The organism is Pseudomonas sp. NBRC 100443 (genome assembly GCF_030268185.1).
Lineage (GTDB): Bacteria > Pseudomonadota > Gammaproteobacteria > Pseudomonadales > Pseudomonadaceae > Pseudomonas > Pseudomonas citronellolis.
In genome coordinates, this window is sequence record NZ_BSQE01000005.1 from 118,635 (window position 1) to 134,466 (window position 15,832).

At 59.4% G+C, this 15,832-nt stretch carries 20 protein-coding genes and 2 pseudogenes; 14 read left to right on the forward strand and 8 right to left on the reverse strand.

All coding sequences use genetic code 11. The features are described from left to right. Genes QSJ95_RS08300 through QSJ95_RS08310 form a run of 3 tightly spaced genes read right to left on the reverse strand, consistent with a single transcriptional unit; the run spans nucleotide 1 to nucleotide 3,291 of the window. Nucleotides 1-885 (reverse strand): glycosyltransferase family 2 protein, encoded by an 885-nt coding sequence (locus tag QSJ95_RS08300; protein WP_285641546.1) that lies wholly within the window; start codon nucleotides 883-885, stop codon nucleotides 1-3. Then, nucleotides 872-2,815, reverse strand: a complete 1,944-nt coding sequence (locus QSJ95_RS08305) for a tetratricopeptide repeat protein (RefSeq protein WP_285641548.1) — start codon at nucleotides 2,813-2,815, stop codon at nucleotides 872-874. The genes QSJ95_RS08300 and QSJ95_RS08305 overlap by 14 nt, the downstream gene beginning before the upstream one ends. A gap of 59 nt (nucleotides 2,816-2,874) precedes the next feature. Beyond that, entirely contained in the window at nucleotides 2,875-3,291 is a 417-nt protein-coding gene (locus tag QSJ95_RS08310; protein WP_285641550.1) for a pilin, read from the reverse strand. Between the two features lie 230 nt (nucleotides 3,292-3,521). Between QSJ95_RS08310 and pilB the strand changes: the two genes are divergently transcribed. From pilB to QSJ95_RS08350, 8 genes and pseudogenes are all read left to right on the forward strand, one after another. Continuing rightward, on the forward strand, nucleotides 3,522-5,225 hold the full coding sequence (gene pilB / locus QSJ95_RS08315; RefSeq protein WP_285641552.1) for a type IV-A pilus assembly ATPase PilB: 1,704 nt from the start codon (nucleotides 3,522-3,524) through the stop codon (nucleotides 5,223-5,225). 3 nt (nucleotides 5,226-5,228) lie between these two features. After that, the gene (locus QSJ95_RS08320) at nucleotides 5,229-6,446 is read left to right on the forward strand and encodes a type II secretion system F family protein (protein WP_285641554.1); all 1,218 of its coding nucleotides are present in this window, start codon (nucleotides 5,229-5,231) and stop codon (nucleotides 6,444-6,446) included. A 2-nt stretch (nucleotides 6,447-6,448) separates the two neighbouring features. Continuing rightward, nucleotides 6,449-7,321, forward strand: a complete 873-nt coding sequence (locus tag QSJ95_RS08325; protein ID WP_285641555.1) for a prepilin peptidase — start codon at nucleotides 6,449-6,451, stop codon at nucleotides 7,319-7,321. A 69-nt stretch (nucleotides 7,322-7,390) separates the two neighbouring features. Further along, a complete protein-coding gene (gene coaE / locus QSJ95_RS08330) occupies nucleotides 7,391-7,999 on the forward strand; it encodes a dephospho-CoA kinase (RefSeq protein ID WP_285641557.1) in 609 nt (202 codons plus the stop codon). Further along, nucleotides 7,996-8,205: a DNA gyrase inhibitor YacG gene (gene yacG / locus QSJ95_RS08335; protein ID WP_089390516.1), complete on the forward strand. Its 210-nt coding sequence runs from the start codon at nucleotides 7,996-7,998 to the stop codon at nucleotides 8,203-8,205. Before coaE ends, yacG begins: the two co-directional genes overlap by 4 nt. Nucleotides 8,206-8,377: 172 nt before the next feature. Beyond that, a complete protein-coding gene (relB, locus tag QSJ95_RS08340; protein ID WP_285641560.1) occupies nucleotides 8,378-8,581 on the forward strand; it encodes a type II toxin-antitoxin system RelB family antitoxin in 204 nt (67 codons plus the stop codon). 241 nt (nucleotides 8,582-8,822) lie between these two features. After that, a complete protein-coding gene (locus tag QSJ95_RS08345; protein WP_285641562.1) occupies nucleotides 8,823-9,062 on the forward strand; it encodes a ribbon-helix-helix domain-containing protein in 240 nt (79 codons plus the stop codon). Further along, nucleotides 9,062-9,175 (forward strand): annotated as a pseudogene (locus tag QSJ95_RS08350) (putative toxin-antitoxin system toxin component, PIN family); the annotation flags it as partial. The gene QSJ95_RS08345 and the pseudogene QSJ95_RS08350, both read left to right, overlap by 1 nt. A gap of 287 nt (nucleotides 9,176-9,462) precedes the next feature. On the opposite strand, the gene QSJ95_RS08355 reads toward QSJ95_RS08350, so the two are convergent. The 4 genes from QSJ95_RS08355 to QSJ95_RS08370 all read right to left on the reverse strand — a co-directional run bounded on the left by QSJ95_RS08355 (nucleotide 9,463) and on the right by QSJ95_RS08370 (nucleotide 11,388). Next, the gene (locus QSJ95_RS08355; protein WP_089390514.1) at nucleotides 9,463-9,678 is read right to left on the reverse strand and encodes a hypothetical protein; all 216 of its coding nucleotides are present in this window, start codon (nucleotides 9,676-9,678) and stop codon (nucleotides 9,463-9,465) included. A 107-nt stretch (nucleotides 9,679-9,785) separates the two neighbouring features. Then, complete coding sequence (locus QSJ95_RS08360; RefSeq protein ID WP_285641565.1) at nucleotides 9,786-10,502, reverse strand: energy-coupling factor ABC transporter permease; 717 nt, start codon at nucleotides 10,500-10,502, stop codon at nucleotides 9,786-9,788. After that, entirely contained in the window at nucleotides 10,499-10,969 is a 471-nt protein-coding gene (locus QSJ95_RS08365; protein ID WP_285641567.1) for an FAD/FMN-containing dehydrogenase, read from the reverse strand. The genes QSJ95_RS08360 and QSJ95_RS08365 overlap by 4 nt, the downstream gene beginning before the upstream one ends. 2 nt (nucleotides 10,970-10,971) lie before the next feature. Continuing rightward, entirely contained in the window at nucleotides 10,972-11,388 is a 417-nt protein-coding gene (locus QSJ95_RS08370; protein WP_285641569.1) for a GNAT family N-acetyltransferase, read from the reverse strand. A 132-nt stretch (nucleotides 11,389-11,520) separates the two neighbouring features. Between QSJ95_RS08370 and QSJ95_RS08375 the strand changes: the two genes are divergently transcribed. The 5 genes and pseudogenes from QSJ95_RS08375 (at nucleotide 11,521) to QSJ95_RS08395 (ending at nucleotide 14,932) form a co-directional block, all read left to right on the forward strand. Continuing rightward, nucleotides 11,521-12,150, forward strand: a complete 630-nt coding sequence (locus tag QSJ95_RS08375) for a DUF1780 domain-containing protein (protein WP_285641571.1) — start codon at nucleotides 11,521-11,523, stop codon at nucleotides 12,148-12,150. 69 nt (nucleotides 12,151-12,219) lie between these two features. Next, nucleotides 12,220-12,393 (forward strand): DUF3094 family protein, encoded by a 174-nt coding sequence (locus tag QSJ95_RS08380; protein WP_009617611.1) that lies wholly within the window; start codon nucleotides 12,220-12,222, stop codon nucleotides 12,391-12,393. Between the two features lie 46 nt (nucleotides 12,394-12,439). Next, nucleotides 12,440-13,738 (forward strand): NAD(P)/FAD-dependent oxidoreductase, encoded by a 1,299-nt coding sequence (locus tag QSJ95_RS08385; RefSeq protein WP_285641575.1) that lies wholly within the window; start codon nucleotides 12,440-12,442, stop codon nucleotides 13,736-13,738. 236 nt (nucleotides 13,739-13,974) lie between these two features. Further along, nucleotides 13,975-14,694, forward strand: a pseudogene (locus QSJ95_RS08390) (recombination directionality factor); the annotation flags it as partial. Between the two features lie 34 nt (nucleotides 14,695-14,728). Continuing rightward, a complete protein-coding gene (locus QSJ95_RS08395; RefSeq protein ID WP_285641577.1) occupies nucleotides 14,729-14,932 on the forward strand; it encodes a hypothetical protein in 204 nt (67 codons plus the stop codon). Here QSJ95_RS08395 and QSJ95_RS08400 read toward each other — a convergent pair. Next, nucleotides 14,929-15,261: a helix-turn-helix domain-containing protein gene (locus QSJ95_RS08400; RefSeq protein WP_285641579.1), complete on the reverse strand. Its 333-nt coding sequence runs from the start codon at nucleotides 15,259-15,261 to the stop codon at nucleotides 14,929-14,931. The genes QSJ95_RS08395 and QSJ95_RS08400 overlap by 4 nt on opposite strands. Nucleotides 15,262-15,363: 102 nt before the next feature. On the opposite strand from QSJ95_RS08400, the gene QSJ95_RS08405 reads away from it, so the two are divergent. Continuing rightward, nucleotides 15,364-15,810 (forward strand): YfjT/YkfB family phage-associated protein, encoded by a 447-nt coding sequence (locus QSJ95_RS08405; protein WP_285641581.1) that lies wholly within the window; start codon nucleotides 15,364-15,366, stop codon nucleotides 15,808-15,810. Nucleotides 15,811-15,832 lie beyond the last annotated feature (22 nt).

Consider the following 15,832-nt stretch of genomic DNA (forward strand, 5'->3'; position numbering starts at 1 on the left):
TCATTCCCCAGCACGACTGTAAAGCAGATTAGTAATCTGCTCAGAAACAAGCCCCATGAGAAAAACCATGATAGATGTAGTAAAGAGCAGAGCGCTCATGTTCGTAAACCGAGAATACTCAATAAATGTATAAAGATAGTAGCCCAACCCTAACAAGAACAGGCTTCCGCTGATTGGAAGAAAAATCTTCAGAGGCGAAAATAAGGTTCCAATCTTGAAAATAATCATTAAGAAGCGGATACCGTCTCGAATCAGCCGGATGTGGCTCTGGGTACCAGCCAGACGTTGCTGAACATCTACGGGCACGTAAGCTACCGAATATCCTGCACGGAAGAAACACATAGTAGTTGTTGTCGGATAGGAAAAACCATTAGGTAACAAAGAGATGAACTCCTCCACCAACAAGCGACGCATCGCACGAAACCCTGATGTCAGATCGTCAACCTGCTGCCCCACCATCCAACTGGCCAGGCGATTGTAGAAGGCATTAGCCAAACCACGATGACCACTAGCCTGCCCCGATCGTCGACGAGCCCCCACAACCATGTCATACCCCTGCGCCATCTTATCTAGGAGAATATGAATATCCTCCGGGCGATGCTGCCCATCGGCATCCATGCAGACGACAATATCCCCTGTAGCTCGTCTGAGGCCTGTTTTTATTGCCGCACCATTACCTTTGCTATAGTGATGGAAAATTCGGAAGACTTGTAGGAAGTCACAAACCTCTGCAGTTCGATCACTAGAACCATCATCTACTACGATAATTTCGGCATCGGGATAAATTGTCTTCAAGCGTGGCAGCACTAGCGACAGCCCCTCAGCTTCATTCTTAGCAGGCAAAATAATGCTAATTTTCCCTAGTTTGCTTTCAATATTCTGCATCGCGCCCCTTCCTATCAAGTATCTCTTTGATCTTTGCTCGCTCCGAACGGATCCATTGAGCATTGACTGCAAATCTGTCCAAAGCCTCGGCTTGATCCAACTGTTGCAGAGCCTCAGCACTTCGCCCTTGCAAACGTAGCACCTGAGCCAGCATCAAACGAGCCCCCGCATGATCGCTACTAGCAATAGCATCTCTGATGAACTCTTCTCCTTTGGACATATCGCCAATAGACTCAATAAAATAGCGCCCCAATAGTAGATAGACTTGACTTTTTCCCCATGCTGATGCCTTTGGATTATCCACTGCGGACGCCAATAACCCGACCACATCCGGCCCCGGCATTTTGCAATTCCCTTCCAGCTGACAGTCAACCAAAGCTTTCAGGAACCCGACATTACTATTGTAAGAAGGTAAAGATCGCAGACGCTCGGCCAGAGTGGTTACCAGATCTTTTTCCGGCTGTTCCCCTAGGTAATATGCTAGTTGGATTTGAGCAAAATAAGCCCCGTTGCCGGGCATATAGGACTCGGAGGCCTTTTTGAAATACTCATGGGCCTTATTTCCGTATTCTTTATTTTTGGTGGCATCCAGAAGCTTCAGATAAACCCGTCCCATCTGATAGTTAGCGCGGTCAGAATTTGGGTGCATAGCTGCTTCGAATGCGGCGTGATCCACTAGATTAGACCAAACTACAGAACGATTGTAAGTTACAAAGGAGTATAGTAGAAAAAGACCTCCCCCTAGAACAATCAAGAATAGCTTAGCCCTACCACGTAGCTTAATCACCCAACCGACGAACAAGAGGAAGAAACCTATACTGGCAAAATAGTTTCGATGTTCATGTACTAACTCAAGAGAAAATACAGTTGACTCTAAAATATGCGCAATAAAAAACCATCCAAATGCAAACACCAGCATTCGACAACGGTTCCATAGCAAAACCATCGACAGCAAAATCATCAGAAGGGCCGCAGAGGAAACAAAAGTCTGAATGGGATCGAAGAGCGACCTAGATATCAAAAAATCGTCATGATAGAGACTTAAACCGGAAAGTGTCGGATAAAAAATCATCCCCAGATACATAAAGATCACACGGCTTTCAGTCAGCACCCGCTCGATCAATGTAAAATCCCGTTGAACAAAAGCGGACGGAGAGATCATCGGTGGAACTATCCATAACGCCACGACCAAACCTAAAACGGACACCACTATCGCTACTAACGACCGAACTGAGAAATTACCAATTCGCAGTATATTTCCATTCATCCTAAATTCAAAAATACACAACTCCACCCACAAGATGATAAGAATAAAAAGAACACCTGACTCCTTACACAGCAGTGATAGCACTAGACTCAGCAATATTCCAGATATTACTAGCCTCACTCGCCAGATCCCTATAGTTCCCTGCGCGTCTTGTCGCATCCATGCATACAGCCCTAGAGCTACGAACCCGAACAAAGAGGAAAGGCTTGTCATCCTTTGAACTATGTAGAGAACACTAGTAAGATTGAGCGGGTGTCCCCCCCACATCGCAGCAACCGCCAACCCAGCAAATAGAGATGTACTAGTATTTAATTTGTAGACTCTTCGCAAGAGCAGCGAAGAAAACACAGCCACCAAAGCAACATTGGCTAAATGGATGAGCAAATTTACCAACTTGAAGTAGAAAGGCTGCATCCCAAAAAAGAAAATATTCAGCGCAAAAGTCAAAAGCGTGATAGGTCGACCAGTCGGTCCGGCGTCACCCGAAAAGGCTGCTGAACGCAGTTGATCTATATTCAAAGAAGATACATGTAGAGCCTGATTTTCAACTATATTTCCTAAATCATCAAATTCAAAATCCCCCCAAAGGCCTGGCGCATAAAGAAAAGCAATAAATGAAAGGAGAAAAGCAAATAACAAAAAGAATAGAATTCGGCCACGCAAAACAAAACTCCTCACATATAAAAAAGGCCCCTAAATGGGGCCTTTTTTTATCAAACAAATTACCTGCAGTTAGACGGACGATACTTGCTATCCAAAGTACCGCCAGTGCAGTCCCAAGTCACTGCACCACCATCAGAGGCAGAGCCTTTGAGAATCAAAGTAGCAGCCGATGCAACCTTAGTGTTGTAGGTGATAGTGATTTTAGAACCATCTACCTCTACGCTGCTCACAGCGTTACCGGTAATAGAACCGGAGCTAGCAACTCCGGCCGAAGCGTTACTTGCCGGCCACTCGCCCTTAGTCGAGTAGTACTCGGTGATAGCAGTCTTAGCTCCTGATGCCAACGACAGACCTTCAGTAACATGCGACCGCTTGGTGTAGTCCTGATAAGCCGGCAGAGCGATAGCAGCCAGAATGCCAATGATCGCCACAACGATCATCAACTCGATCAGGGTAAAGCCTTTTTGAGCCTTCATGAAACTCTCCTTGAAATGGGAAGAGGTCTATCGACCTGTCAGAAAAAAAGCACAGATCGTGCCAGACCTATCCACGGCCGTAGGCAGAGGCGTACAGCCATTAGCCTACAACCTGAGCATCACCTGAGGGCATGTTCTGACAAAAAATGGCACTCCCCATGATGGACATTTGGCACCATCGCCCCCGTGCGTTATAAGACCCATCCAACTCAACTCGCATATCGCCCCCAATGAACGATCAAGTCGTGCTTTCCGGTCTCGCCCGCCAACTGGTGATCGCTGAACTGCTGGACGAAAAAAGCGCTCAACAGGCCCAGCAGCAGGCTCAACGAAACAAGCTTTCGTTGGTGACCTACCTGGTGCAGAACAAACTGGTGAGAAGCCGGCCACTGACCGAGTTAGCGGCGGATCAGTTCGGTATAGCCTTCTGCGATCTTGGCGCTGTCGACAAGGAAGGCCTCCCGAGGGAACTGATCAGCGAAAAGCTGGTTCGCCAGCACCGCGTCATCCCATTGTGGCGCCGAGGCAACAAGCTATTTGTCGGCATCTCCGACCCGACCAACCACCAGGCCATCACGGATGTCCAGTTCAGTACAGGCCTGACCACCGAAGCCATTCTGGTTGAGGACGACAAACTCGGTGATGCAATCGAGAAGCTCTTCGAGAGCGCTACCGGAGGGCTGGACGACCTGGGCGACGTCGATCTGGAAGGCCTGGACATCGAAAGCGGCGACGCTGAGCGCAAGGAAGAGACCATCGGCGGCGATGCAGATGACGCGCCGGTGGTGCGCTTCGTCAACAAGATGCTGCTGGATGCCATCAAGGGCGGCTCGTCCGACCTGCACTTCGAGCCTTACGAGAAAATCTACCGGGTGCGCTTCCGTACCGACGGCATGCTGCATGAAGTGGCCAAACCACCGATTCAGTTGGCCAGCCGGATTTCCGCGCGCCTCAAAGTAATGGCGGGCCTGGATATTTCCGAGCGGCGCAAGCCCCAGGACGGCCGTATCAAGATGCGCGTGTCCAAGAGCAAGTCCATCGACTTTCGCGTCAACACCCTGCCGACTCTGTGGGGCGAGAAGATCGTGATGCGGATTCTCGACTCGGCCAGCGCGCAGATGGGCATCGATGCGCTGGGTTATGAGGAGGAGCAGAAAGAACTTTACCTGGAAGCCCTCAAGCAGCCCCAAGGCATGATTCTGGTAACCGGCCCCACCGGCTCGGGAAAAACGGTATCCCTCTATACCGGCTTGAACATCCTCAACACCCCGGACATCAATATCTCTACCGCAGAAGACCCGGTGGAAATCAACCTGGAGGGCATCAACCAGGTCAACGTCAACCCCCGCCAGGGCATGGACTTCGCCCAGGCCTTGCGCGCCTTCCTCCGCCAGGACCCGGACGTGATCATGGTCGGTGAGATCCGCGACCTCGAAACCGCCGAGATCGCCATCAAGGCCGCGCAAACCGGCCATATGGTGATGTCCACCCTGCACACCAACAGCGCCGCGGAAACCCTCACGCGTCTGCTGAACATGGGCGTGGCCTCCTTCAACCTGGCTACCTCGACCAACCTGATCATCGCCCAGCGCCTGGCGCGCAAGCTCTGCGCCCACTGCAAGAAGGAGCACGATATCCCACGCGAAACCCTGCTTCACGAGGGTTTCCCCGAGGAGCGGATCGGCAGCTTCAAGCTTTACTCCCCCGTGGGGTGCGAAAATTGCAAGAACGGCTACAAGGGCCGCGTGGGTATTTATGAAGTGGTTAAAATCACGCCGGCGCTGCAGCGGATTATCATGGAGGAAGGCAACTCCATTCAGATCGCGGAGCAAGCCCGCAAAGAAGGCTTCAATGACCTGCGCACCTCGGGCCTGCTCAAGGCCATGCAAGGCATTACCAGCCTCGAGGAAGTCAACCGCGTGACCAAGGATTAATCCATGGCGGAAAAAGCGTTGAAAACCAGTGTCTTCCTTTTTGAAGGCACCGATAGGAAAGGTGGAAAAGTCAAAGGGGAGCTTTCCGGCGCCAATACGGCATTGGTCAAGGCGCAACTGCGCAAGCAGGGCATCAATCCGACCAAGGTGCGCAAGAAGGGAATTTCACTGCTGGGCAAGGGCAAGAAGATCAAGCCGATGGACATCGCCCTCTTCACCCGGCAAATGGCGACCATGATGGGCTCTGGCGTGCCCCTGCTGCAGTCCTTCGACATCATTGCCGAAGGCTTCGACAATCCCAATATGAAGAAGCTGGTGGAGGACATCAAACAGGAAGTAGCTGCGGGTAACAGCCTGGCCAACTCATTACGTAAGAAGCCCCTCTATTTCGATGATCTTTACTGCAATCTAGTCGATGCGGGCGAGCAGTCCGGTGCATTGGAAACACTGCTGGATCGTGTAGCGACTTACAAGGAAAAGACCGAATCACTGAAGGCAAAGATCAAGAAGGCGATGACCTATCCCATAGCGGTCATCGTCGTGGCAGTAGTCGTTTCAGCAATTCTGCTGATCAAGGTTGTGCCTCAGTTCCAGACAGTATTTTCGAGTTTTGGGGCTGAACTACCAGCTTTCACCCAGATGGTTATCGGCCTGTCGGAAATTCTGCAAAAATGGTGGTTCATTATCCTGCTCGCTCTGTTTGCGATGGCCTTCGGACTCCGCGAAGCACACCGTCGGTCCGAGAAATTTCGCGACTCGGCTGATCGACTGATTCTGAAGATTCCTATTATTGGCGGAATTATTTACAAGTCCGCTGTAGCCCGTTATGCGCGCACACTTTCTACTACATTTGCGGCCGGTGTCCCCTTAGTAGAGGCGCTGGACTCCGTATCCGGTGCCACAGGTAACGTGGTATTCCGCAGTGCGGTGAGCAAGATCAAGCAGGACGTTTCTTCGGGCACTCAACTCAACTTCTCCATGCGCACCACCGGTGTTTTTCCAAGTATGGCCGTGCAAATGGCAGCCATCGGCGAGGAGTCCGGCTCCTTGGACTCGATGCTGGACAAGGTCGCCAGTTACTATGAAGAAGAAGTCGACAACGCCGTCGACAACCTCACCACCCTGATGGAACCCATGATCATGGCTGTCCTCGGCGTACTGGTCGGCGGCCTGATCATCGCCATGTACCTCCCCATCTTCCAACTGGGCTCCGTCGTCTAAGCATGCCTGTACTCGACTTCCTGGCCAGCCACGCGCTGGCCTTTGTTTTATGCGCCGCCCTGCTCGGCCTTCTGATCGGCAGTTTCCTCAACGTGGTCATCCACCGCCTGCCGAAGATGATGGAGCTGGAATGGCAACGGCAGGCGCGGGATGCGCTTTCCCTGCCCCAGCCCGAGCAGAAGGCCACCTACAACCTGGTGCTGCCCAACTCCCAGTGCCCGCATTGCGGCCATGAGATCCACGCTTGGGAGAACATCCCCGTGGTGAGCTACCTGGCCCTGCGCGGCAAGTGCTCGGCCTGCAAGGCGCCGATCAGTGCGCGTTATCCGCTGGTCGAACTGGCCACTGCCCTGCTCTCCGGTTTCGTTGCCTGGCACTTCGGTTTTACCTGGCAGGCCGGGGCCATGCTGTTGCTGACCTGGGGGCTGCTGGCCATGAGCCTGATCGACGTCGACCACCAGTTGCTGCCGGATGCGCTGGTCCTGCCGCTGCTCTGGCTGGGGTTGATCGTCAATTACTTCGGGCTTTTCGCCAGCCTGGGCGATGCGCTTTGGGGGGCGGTGTTCGGTTACTTGAGCCTGTGGTCGGTGTACTGGCTGTTCAAGCTGCTGACCGGCAAGGAAGGCATGGGCTATGGCGACTTCAAGCTGCTGGCCATGCTCGGCGCCTGGGGCGGCTGGCAGGTGTTGCCGCTGACCATCCTGTTCTCGTCCCTGGTCGGTGCCGTGCTGGGGGTCATTCTGCTGCGCCTGCGCAATGCCGAGACCGGCACGCCGATCCCCTTCGGGCCCTATCTGGCCATCGCCGGCTGGATTGCGCTGCTCTGGGGTGATCAAATAACCACTACCTATCTGCAGTTCGCCGGCTTCCGGTAATCCTGCTCGAGCGCTGCCCCTCCGGCCCGGCGTTCGCGGGACGACGGGGAGCCAGGCGCGAGGAGTACGATGAAACCCTGGATCCTTGGCCTCACCGGCGGCATCGGCAGCGGCAAGAGCGCCGCCGCCGCCCACTTCGCCAACCTCGGCGTGCACATGGTGGATGCCGACCATGCCGCGCGCTGGGTCGTCGAGCCCGGCCGGCCCGCGTTGGCGAGCATCGTGGAGCGCTTCGGCGAAGCCATGCTGCTGCCCGACGGCAGCCTCAACCGCGCGGCCCTGCGCGAGCGCATCTTCCAGTCCGCGGAGGAGCGCCGCTGGCTGGAGCAACTGCTGCACCCGCTGATCGGCCAGGAGATCGCCAGCAACCTGGCGCAGGCCGAGTCGTCCTATGCCATCCTGGTCTCGCCGCTACTGGTGGAGTCCGGGCAGCACCGCATGGCCCAGCGGGTGCTGGTGGTGGACACCCCCGAGCACCTGCAACTGGAGCGCACCGTGCGTCGGGACAACGTCCCCGAGGAACAGGTGCGCGCCATCCTGCAGGCGCAGGCGCAACGCGACGACCGCCTCAAGCATGCCGATGACATACTGCTGAACGACCGCGATCTCGGCCACCTGCAGCGCGAAGTGGAGCGCCTGCACGACTTCTATCTCAGCCTGCGCGGAGGACGCCCATGAGCCAGCCCCTGACCGTTGAATGCCCGACCTGCGGCGCCCCGGTGGAATGGAGCGCCAAGAGCCTCTACCGCCCCTTCTGCTCCGAGCGTTGCAAGCTCATCGACCTGGGCGCCTGGGCCGCCGAGGAGCATGCGATTCCCGGCAACGACCTGGAGGACGACGTGTTCTCCGCGGAACTGGATGCACCGCCGCTGCGGGGGCATTGAGGGTTCGAGCAACCAGGCGCCCCCTTCGCACCTGCAGTGCTCTTGTAGGATGGCGTTGAGCGAAGCGATACCCATCGCTCATATCATCCTACGAGAGAACGGGCAGGATCATGGTTGCCCACCGGTCCGTACCGGGGTACAGACTGTTCTGCAATGCAGCGAAGGCCCAACAATGAACGCTCGACTTCCCCCCATAGTCTCCGAATTCGAAACCCTGGAGCAGGCGGCCAGCCATGACCGCTGGTTCCGGCACAAGGTACAGGAGTCCCTTGCGGACAACCGGCCGGGACGCCCTCATGACGAGGTGATGGCCGACATGGATGCCATCATCGGAGCCTGGCACCAAGCCAATGATAAGCCACGCGGAATGAGCTGATACTGCGCTGCCCATCAGGCCATGGCGATGGGTATCGCTTCGCTCAACCCATCCTACGAAGAGCGCTCGGCTCAGGTGGCCCACAGTTGCACCTATGCGGTCGCCGCACAACATATTCCTGGTAGGAGCGAGCTTGCTCGCGAATGGCTTCTGCCTCGGGGCTTGATTGCGCTGTTGTGCTCGCTACGGATTTCGGCATATGAACACACAGACACATAAACACCTATTGCAGGAAATCATCATGGAAACCGTTCGCTGGAACGTCGCCGTCTCGGCCGTTACCGACCAGTCGCTACGCATGTTCCTGGCCAGCCAAGGCGGAGGGCGCAAGGGCGACCTGTCGCGTTTCATCGAGGAGGCGGTGCGCGCCCATATCCTGGAACTGAGCGCCGAACAGGCCAAGGCCGCCAACGCCCAGCGGAGCGAAGCCGAACTGGCTGGTGCGGTCGACGAAGCGCTGGCCTGGGCACGCAAGCGCTGATGCGGGTCGTGCTGGATAGCAACATCCTGTTCAGTGCCCTCATCTCGCCCCATGGCGCACCCGACACCATCTATCGCGCGTGGCGGGCAACATTGCGGGCCGTGGCAAGCTCATCGACCTCGGAGCCCGGGCCGTCGAGGAGTCGAATACGTCACCGCTACGGGGGCATTGCGGATGAATCCGCCCGGCGGGGACAGGCTTAGCTTGCCCGCGAATGAGCTTCACTACGGAATCTGTTCGCGAGCAAGCTCGCTCCTACGAAGAGCATCTCGGTGCAGGTTGTTTCGACAGTGCCCGCACGACCCCACCATCAACACCAAGGATGGCATTCCCCGCCATCCGGTGCCGGCGATGGGTATCGCTTCGCTCTACCCATCCTACGAACGGACTCGGTGCAACGTCACGGCCGCATGAACGCGTAATCGCGCTCCTCGTCGAGGTTCTCGGCCAGGAAGTGCAGTTCGTGCGCCAGGTCTTCTTCCGTGCGCACCTGGGCGTTGGCCCGTACCACCGAGCTGAGCAGGGCGCGCAGCACCAGTTGCGTGTCCATGCCGGCCGCCTCGGCTTCCACCAGCAGTTCGTGAAGGCGCTGTTCGGCCCAACTGTGAATGCTCATGCCGTTCTCCATCGCTGTGGGGCAGCAGAGTGTCCCGGCGTGGCGATTGCGGCGAACTGACCTGGATCAATCCGAGGAAAGGGATGACAGCTGCGAATCAGCTGTCATCAACGCCGGTCATCCTCGTCGTCCCTGCCCTCGTCCTTCTTCTCTTCCTTCCAGGGCGCCTGCAGGTAGCGGGTGCGGTTGAAGGTTTCCAGCCAGTCCGGGTAGAAGACCACCAGGCCGGTGACCACGGTGCCGTTGATGAAGGCCTCCGGGAACATGATCAGCCACAGGTAGCCGATGAAGTCGTCCAGCCAGGGCGGCATCGGGAAGATGCCGTCGACCCACAGCAGGCCCAGGCCCAGCAGCATGCAGCACAGGGCCGCCAGCGCCGCGGGGAAGAAGCCCGAGCAGAAGATGTAGACGAACAGGTTGCGTGGCTGGCGGCGCTCGACGAACAGCGCGGCCATTTCGGTAATGAACACCGGCACCAGCACCAGCAGCACGCCGTTGACGCCGATCGCCGCCCAGTCCTGGCGCCCCAGCAGGCACAGGCCGAGTTGCGCCACCAGGCCGACGAGCAGCGCCAGCGGCCAGTCCAGCAGCAGGGTCACCGCGGTCATGCCGATGAAGTGGAAGGACAGGCCCGAGGCGAAGTCCCGGCGCACCAGCCACAGCAGGAACAGCGCCAGCATGGTGCCGAACACCAGGTGCTGGCGGCGGAAGTCGCTGACCATTTCCACCCAGGGCGCGCGCCACGCGGCGAGCACCAGCGCGGGCAGGTAGATCGCCCAGCCCAGGGCCAGGCTCTCTTCCGAGAGCAGTTGCGCCGCTATCACGGCCGGACCTGCTCCAGCGCCTCACGCAACGCGGGCGCCGAGGTATAGGCCTGGCTGGCGAGCACCCTGCCCTGCTGCAGGCTTATCCACAACACGCTGTCTTCCGGCACCTGAAAGTGGCTGGCCACCCGCGGTTCGCGGTCGAGCAGCACGCGGTAGTTGTAGTCGCGCATGGCCGGCACAGCGAACATCTTCGAGACCAGCGAGGGCATGCGGCTGATGTCGGCGACGAAGACCGCGTGCCGCTGCTCCAGGTAGCCCTGCGGGCGGCCTTCGAGCGCCGCCCTGAGCAGCTTGCCGCCGGCCATGTCGCGGGCGACCAGCAGGACCTTCAGGTCGTCGTTCTGGGTGTAGGGCTTTTCGTACTGGTCGAGCAGCGTCCAGCCCGCCGGGGCGCCCTCCTCGCCGGCGGCCAGGCCCAGCAGCGGGACCAGGGACAACAACAGTGCGGCACACAGGCTTCTCATGCTCAGGCTCCAGCGGAATAGACCAGGATGTCGTCGCGCCGCCCCCAGCCGGCCTGGCCCTCCCAGAAGGCCAGGGCTTCGGGCGCGTCGCGCAATACGAAGACATGGGACTTGCCGATGCCCAGCCGCGCCAGGCGTGCCAGCGCCTCGTCGAGCATGCGCCGGGCCAGTCCGCGGCCCCGGTAGGGCGCATCCACCACCAGGTGCTGCAGGTAGCCGCGGCGGCCGTCATGGCCGACCAGCAGGCTGCCGATCAGTTGTCCCTCGGCCTCCAGTACCAGGCTGAGACCGGGGTTGCGCGCCAAGTAGGCGGCGAAGGGTTCGAAGTCGTCGTCGCGGCGCAGCTGGATGCCCGGCGTGCGCGCCCAGAGGGCGATGAGCCGCGAGTGATCGGCGGTCGATGCGCTGCGCAGGAACATGCTGAAGGGCTCCGGGGAAGGATCGCCACAGTGTACACAGGGCGCCGCCAACTCCGGCACTTTTGCCCGGCCATAGGGTGAGGCGCCATGTCGCAGCGGGACCGAAGCGCCAGCAGCGGCTAAGCTGTTGATATGAATGAAACCGATTACCTGCACCTGCTCCGGCGCCAGGCGGAACTGGCCAATGAGTTCCTCTCCAACGCGCGCAAGTGGGACCGGGAGTGCTGGGCCTGCGAGCGCCTGCTGCAGACGCTCAAGGTACCCTTTCGCCAGGAGGAGTTCATCGCGCCGGAACAGCAGCCGCCGGACGTGCTGTTCCGCGATGCCTGCTTCGAGGTGTTCTTCGTCCTCGACGAGGGCCGCCGGCTCAACGAGGAATGGCGCGAGGAACTGCAACGCCGGCGCCTGGCCCAGAGCCTGCGCCAGCTGATCCGTCGCGAGCAGAAGCCCAGGCGGATCAACTGCGCCGAGCTGCAGCGGCGCCTGGCGCCGACCCTGCGCAAGAAGGCGCACAACTACAGCGAGCGCGGCATCGACCCAGGCGAGCTGGACCTGCTCGCCTTCGTCAGCCTCAAGCGCGAAACGCCGGACTTCAACACCCCTTTTCCGCCGCCCACCGAGTTCCTGCGCCAGGGCTGGCGTTCGCTGTCGCTGGTGGGGCCGAACTTCGCCCGGGTGATCTTCGCCCACGACGACGCCCCGGACTTCCTGCGCGACCAGCTCGGCCGCGTGGTGCTGCTGGACAACGGTGTCGGGCTCTGACCGCCGGGTCGGATTGAGCGCGAGCCAACAGCCGACTAGAATGCTCGGCATTAGAAACGGAGGCCGCCCATGCCCAGTCGCTTGAGCCCCGAAGACCAGCAGAAGGTCGAGCAGTACCTCAGCTCGCCCGTTCACCAAGTCGAGCGTGCACCTTTCAAGCCCTGGCTGATGATGGCCGGGCTCACCCTCGTGGTCATCGTCCTGGGACTGCTCAGCCGCCTCCTGGCCTACCTCGCGCATTAGCAGCGCCGCCGGCCCGCACAGGATTCCCTAGCTATGAGTACGTCCCATGTCCCATCGTATCGTGATCGTCGGCGGCGGCGCCGGCGGGCTGGAGCTCGCGACCCGTCTCGGCCGCACCCTGGGTAAGAAGGGCCGCGCCCAGGTCACCCTGGTCGACGCCAACCTCACCCACATCTGGAAACCCCTGCTGCACGAAGTGGCCGCCGGCTCGCTCAACTCCTCGGAGGATGAGCTGAACTACGTCGCCCAGGCGAAATGGAACCACTTCCAGTTCCAGCTCGGCCGGATGAGCGGGCTGGACCGTGCGACCAAGCGCATCCAGCTGGCCGCCACCCTCGACGAGGACGGCCGCGAGCTGTTGCCGGCGCGCACCCTGGACTACGACACCCTGGTCCTGGCCATCGGCAGCACCACCAACGACTTCGGCACCGCCGGGGCCGCGCAGCACTGCATCTTCCTGGACACCCGCGAGCAGGCCGAGCGCTTCCACAAGCAACTGCTCACCCACTACCTGCGTGCCCATGCCCGCCAGGGCGAGGACGACCAGATCAGCGTGGCCATCGTCGGCGCCGGCGCCACCGGCGTCGAGCTGTCGGCCGAGCTGCACCATGCCGCGCAGGAACTGGCGGCCTACGGGCTGACCGGCATCCAGCCGGAGAACATGCGCATCACCCTGATCGAGGCCGGCCCGCGCGTGCTGCCGGCGCTGCCCGAGCGCATCAGCCAGCCGGTGCACCGCACCCTGAAGAAGCTCGGCGTGCGCGTGCTGGTCGGCTCGCCGGTCAGCGAGGTGAGCGCCGAGGGGCTGAAGACCGCCAGCGGCGAGTTCATTCCCGCCAGCCTCAAGGTCTGGGCCGCCGGCATCCGCGCCTCCAGCCTGCTCAAGGACCTGGATGGCCTGGAGAGCAACCGCATCAACCAACTGGTGGTGCGCCCGACTCTGCAGACCACCCGCGACGAGAACATCTTCGCCTTCGGCGACTGCGCCGCCTGCCCGCTCGGCGACGGCAGCGAACGTACCGTGCCGCCGCGCGCCCAGGCCGCGCACCAGCAGGCCTCGCTGCTGGCCAAGTCGCTGGTGGCGCGCCTGGAAGGCAAGCCGCTGGGGGAATACCGCTACACCGACTACGGCTCGCTGATCTCGCTGTCGCGCTTCAGCGCGGTGGGCAACCTGATGGGTAACCTGATGGGCAGCGTGAAGCTGGAAGGCTGGCTGGCGCGGATGTTCTACATCTCGCTGTACCGCATGCACCAGATGGCGCTGTATGGCTTCACCCGCACGGCGCTGATGATGATTGGCGACCGCATCGGGCGCAGTACCGAGCCACGGTTGAAGCTGCACTGAAGTCCGCAAGGCGGGTCATTACTGACGCCGCCTTCATTGTCATTCGCTCTCCACCAACCACAGCACGCCCTAGGACCTTGAATCTAGTCCAAAGGCACGCAGGAGTTAGCATGACCTCGCGTAGATTCGTTTCAGCCGATCCGTCGAGCAGGGGGCGGGTCTTCCCCAGGGAGACGCCAACGGCCGGCCCCATTGCGCTGACTAATCGCCTAGATGAAAAAATGCGCCAAATCTAAGATGGCAAGATCTGCAGTATCCCAATCCGCTTGCTGTTTAACTTAACACCCCAGAACTGAACTTCCGTGCCGAGTACTGCCTGTTCGATCGGCAGTCCAGGCGACCGCTGTGTGTTGGCAACGGCGAGACCTGCAAGCGCCGGGGCCAGGACGGCATCGCCTCGCTGCCCTGCCCCTCGCCGGATGGCTGTTCGTTGGCCAAGGGCGGTGCCTGTAAGCCCTACGGTCGCCTCAACATGGCCATCGGCGATGAGGATCCACTGAGCAGCTTCGTGTTCCGCACCACCGGCTTCAACAGCATCCGCCCCTCGCGGCCCGGCTGCAGTACCTGCAGGCGATCTCGGGCAACCGCCTGGCGTGCCTACCGCTGGAGCTGCGCCTGCGTGGCAAGTCCACCCGGCAAAGCCACGGCTCGCCGATCTTCTCCGTGCGCAGTGGGTTGTCGATGGAGGAAGCGCTGCTACAGGCCCGAGAGCTCGACGAGGCGCGCCAGGCATCCGGCTTCGACCAGGTGGCGCTGGATGCCACCGCACGACTGGGATTTGCCAATGGCGCTTTCGAGGACAGCGACGAGGAAACGGGGCCATCGCCGAGGAGTTCTTCCCGGAGCCAGTTTCTGAATCGCCACCTTCGGGCGCTCCTGCAGCAGAGCCCCCAGCTACGCCGAAACCAACCCTGTCGACACTGCTGAAAGCCCGGGCTCAACACGCTGCGGAGTGACATCCGCCACTCAACCTACGAGGAGGACCGCGCCATGAGCCTGGTGCGCTTCATTGGTTTGCTGTTCGTGTTTATCGGGGTGCTGGCCAGCTGTGCGGTAGCCGTTGTGCTGCTGGTACTCATGCTGCGCTTCTGGCCACTACTACTAGTGATCAGTGCCGCCTGCGCAGTCTTCAATAAATTCTTAGAAGGAGGCACGCCGGTTAATCAACCGGGGCAATTGAAGGAGCCAGTCTAACTAGCAAGCAATTCGTCGAGGTATTGCAGCAGTTGTATGCGCTTCGAAGCCTCTAACTGATGAAACTTGGTCAGAAGCTCAGCCTCGTCTTCCTCAGTCGAATAGAAGTAGGCCGCTGGAACCCCGAGAACCAACCCCAAACGCTCGACAAAGTCGGGTGTGGGAATGCGTTTCCCCAGTTCGTAGCGGTTCATGCGCGCGCTAGCAGACATCGCGTCCAAACCAGCCTCTAGCCCGAGACGCTCCTGCGAGAGCCCAACTCGCATCCGGGCCTGCTTGATTCGGCTTCCCAGCACCGACATCCCGATAACTCGCTGCAAAAGCAGCATCGTGCATGTTGGTACTTCACCAAATACTACCGTTTTGGTAGTGTCGCAATGACACTAAGACCCGAACGGATACCCGCGCCCTAATCACAAGGACCAGTCCCCATGCGTAGACAGTTTTTCACCGCCACATTGCTCAGCTTGATATCCATTACCGCCGCTCACGCCGGCACCAATGAATGGACCGCCAGCTACACCCAGGGCGTCGAGGAACACCTCGTCGACGACGGCCACGGCAACCAGTTGGACATCGCCTGCCCGGACGATGACGAAAGCGCCGTCTCCGCCTACGCCACCCTCGCCGGCAAACGCTACTCCTCCGAAAGCGATGGCTTCGACGTCATCGTCGATGGCACCACCTTCAGCAACCCCTTCTACACCGACTGCGAAGCCTGCAGCTCCAGCTTCCCGGGCTTCTGGGCCGCGCTGCGCAAGGCCCGCACCCTGCAGCTCAGCGCCGGTAGCCAGACGGTCACGCTTCCGACCCAGAACCTTCCCCAGGTTCTTCAACCCCTGACCAGCAAGAAAAACCTCTGCCGCTCCGCCTGGTAGCCCGGAGCTCTTTCACAGGAAT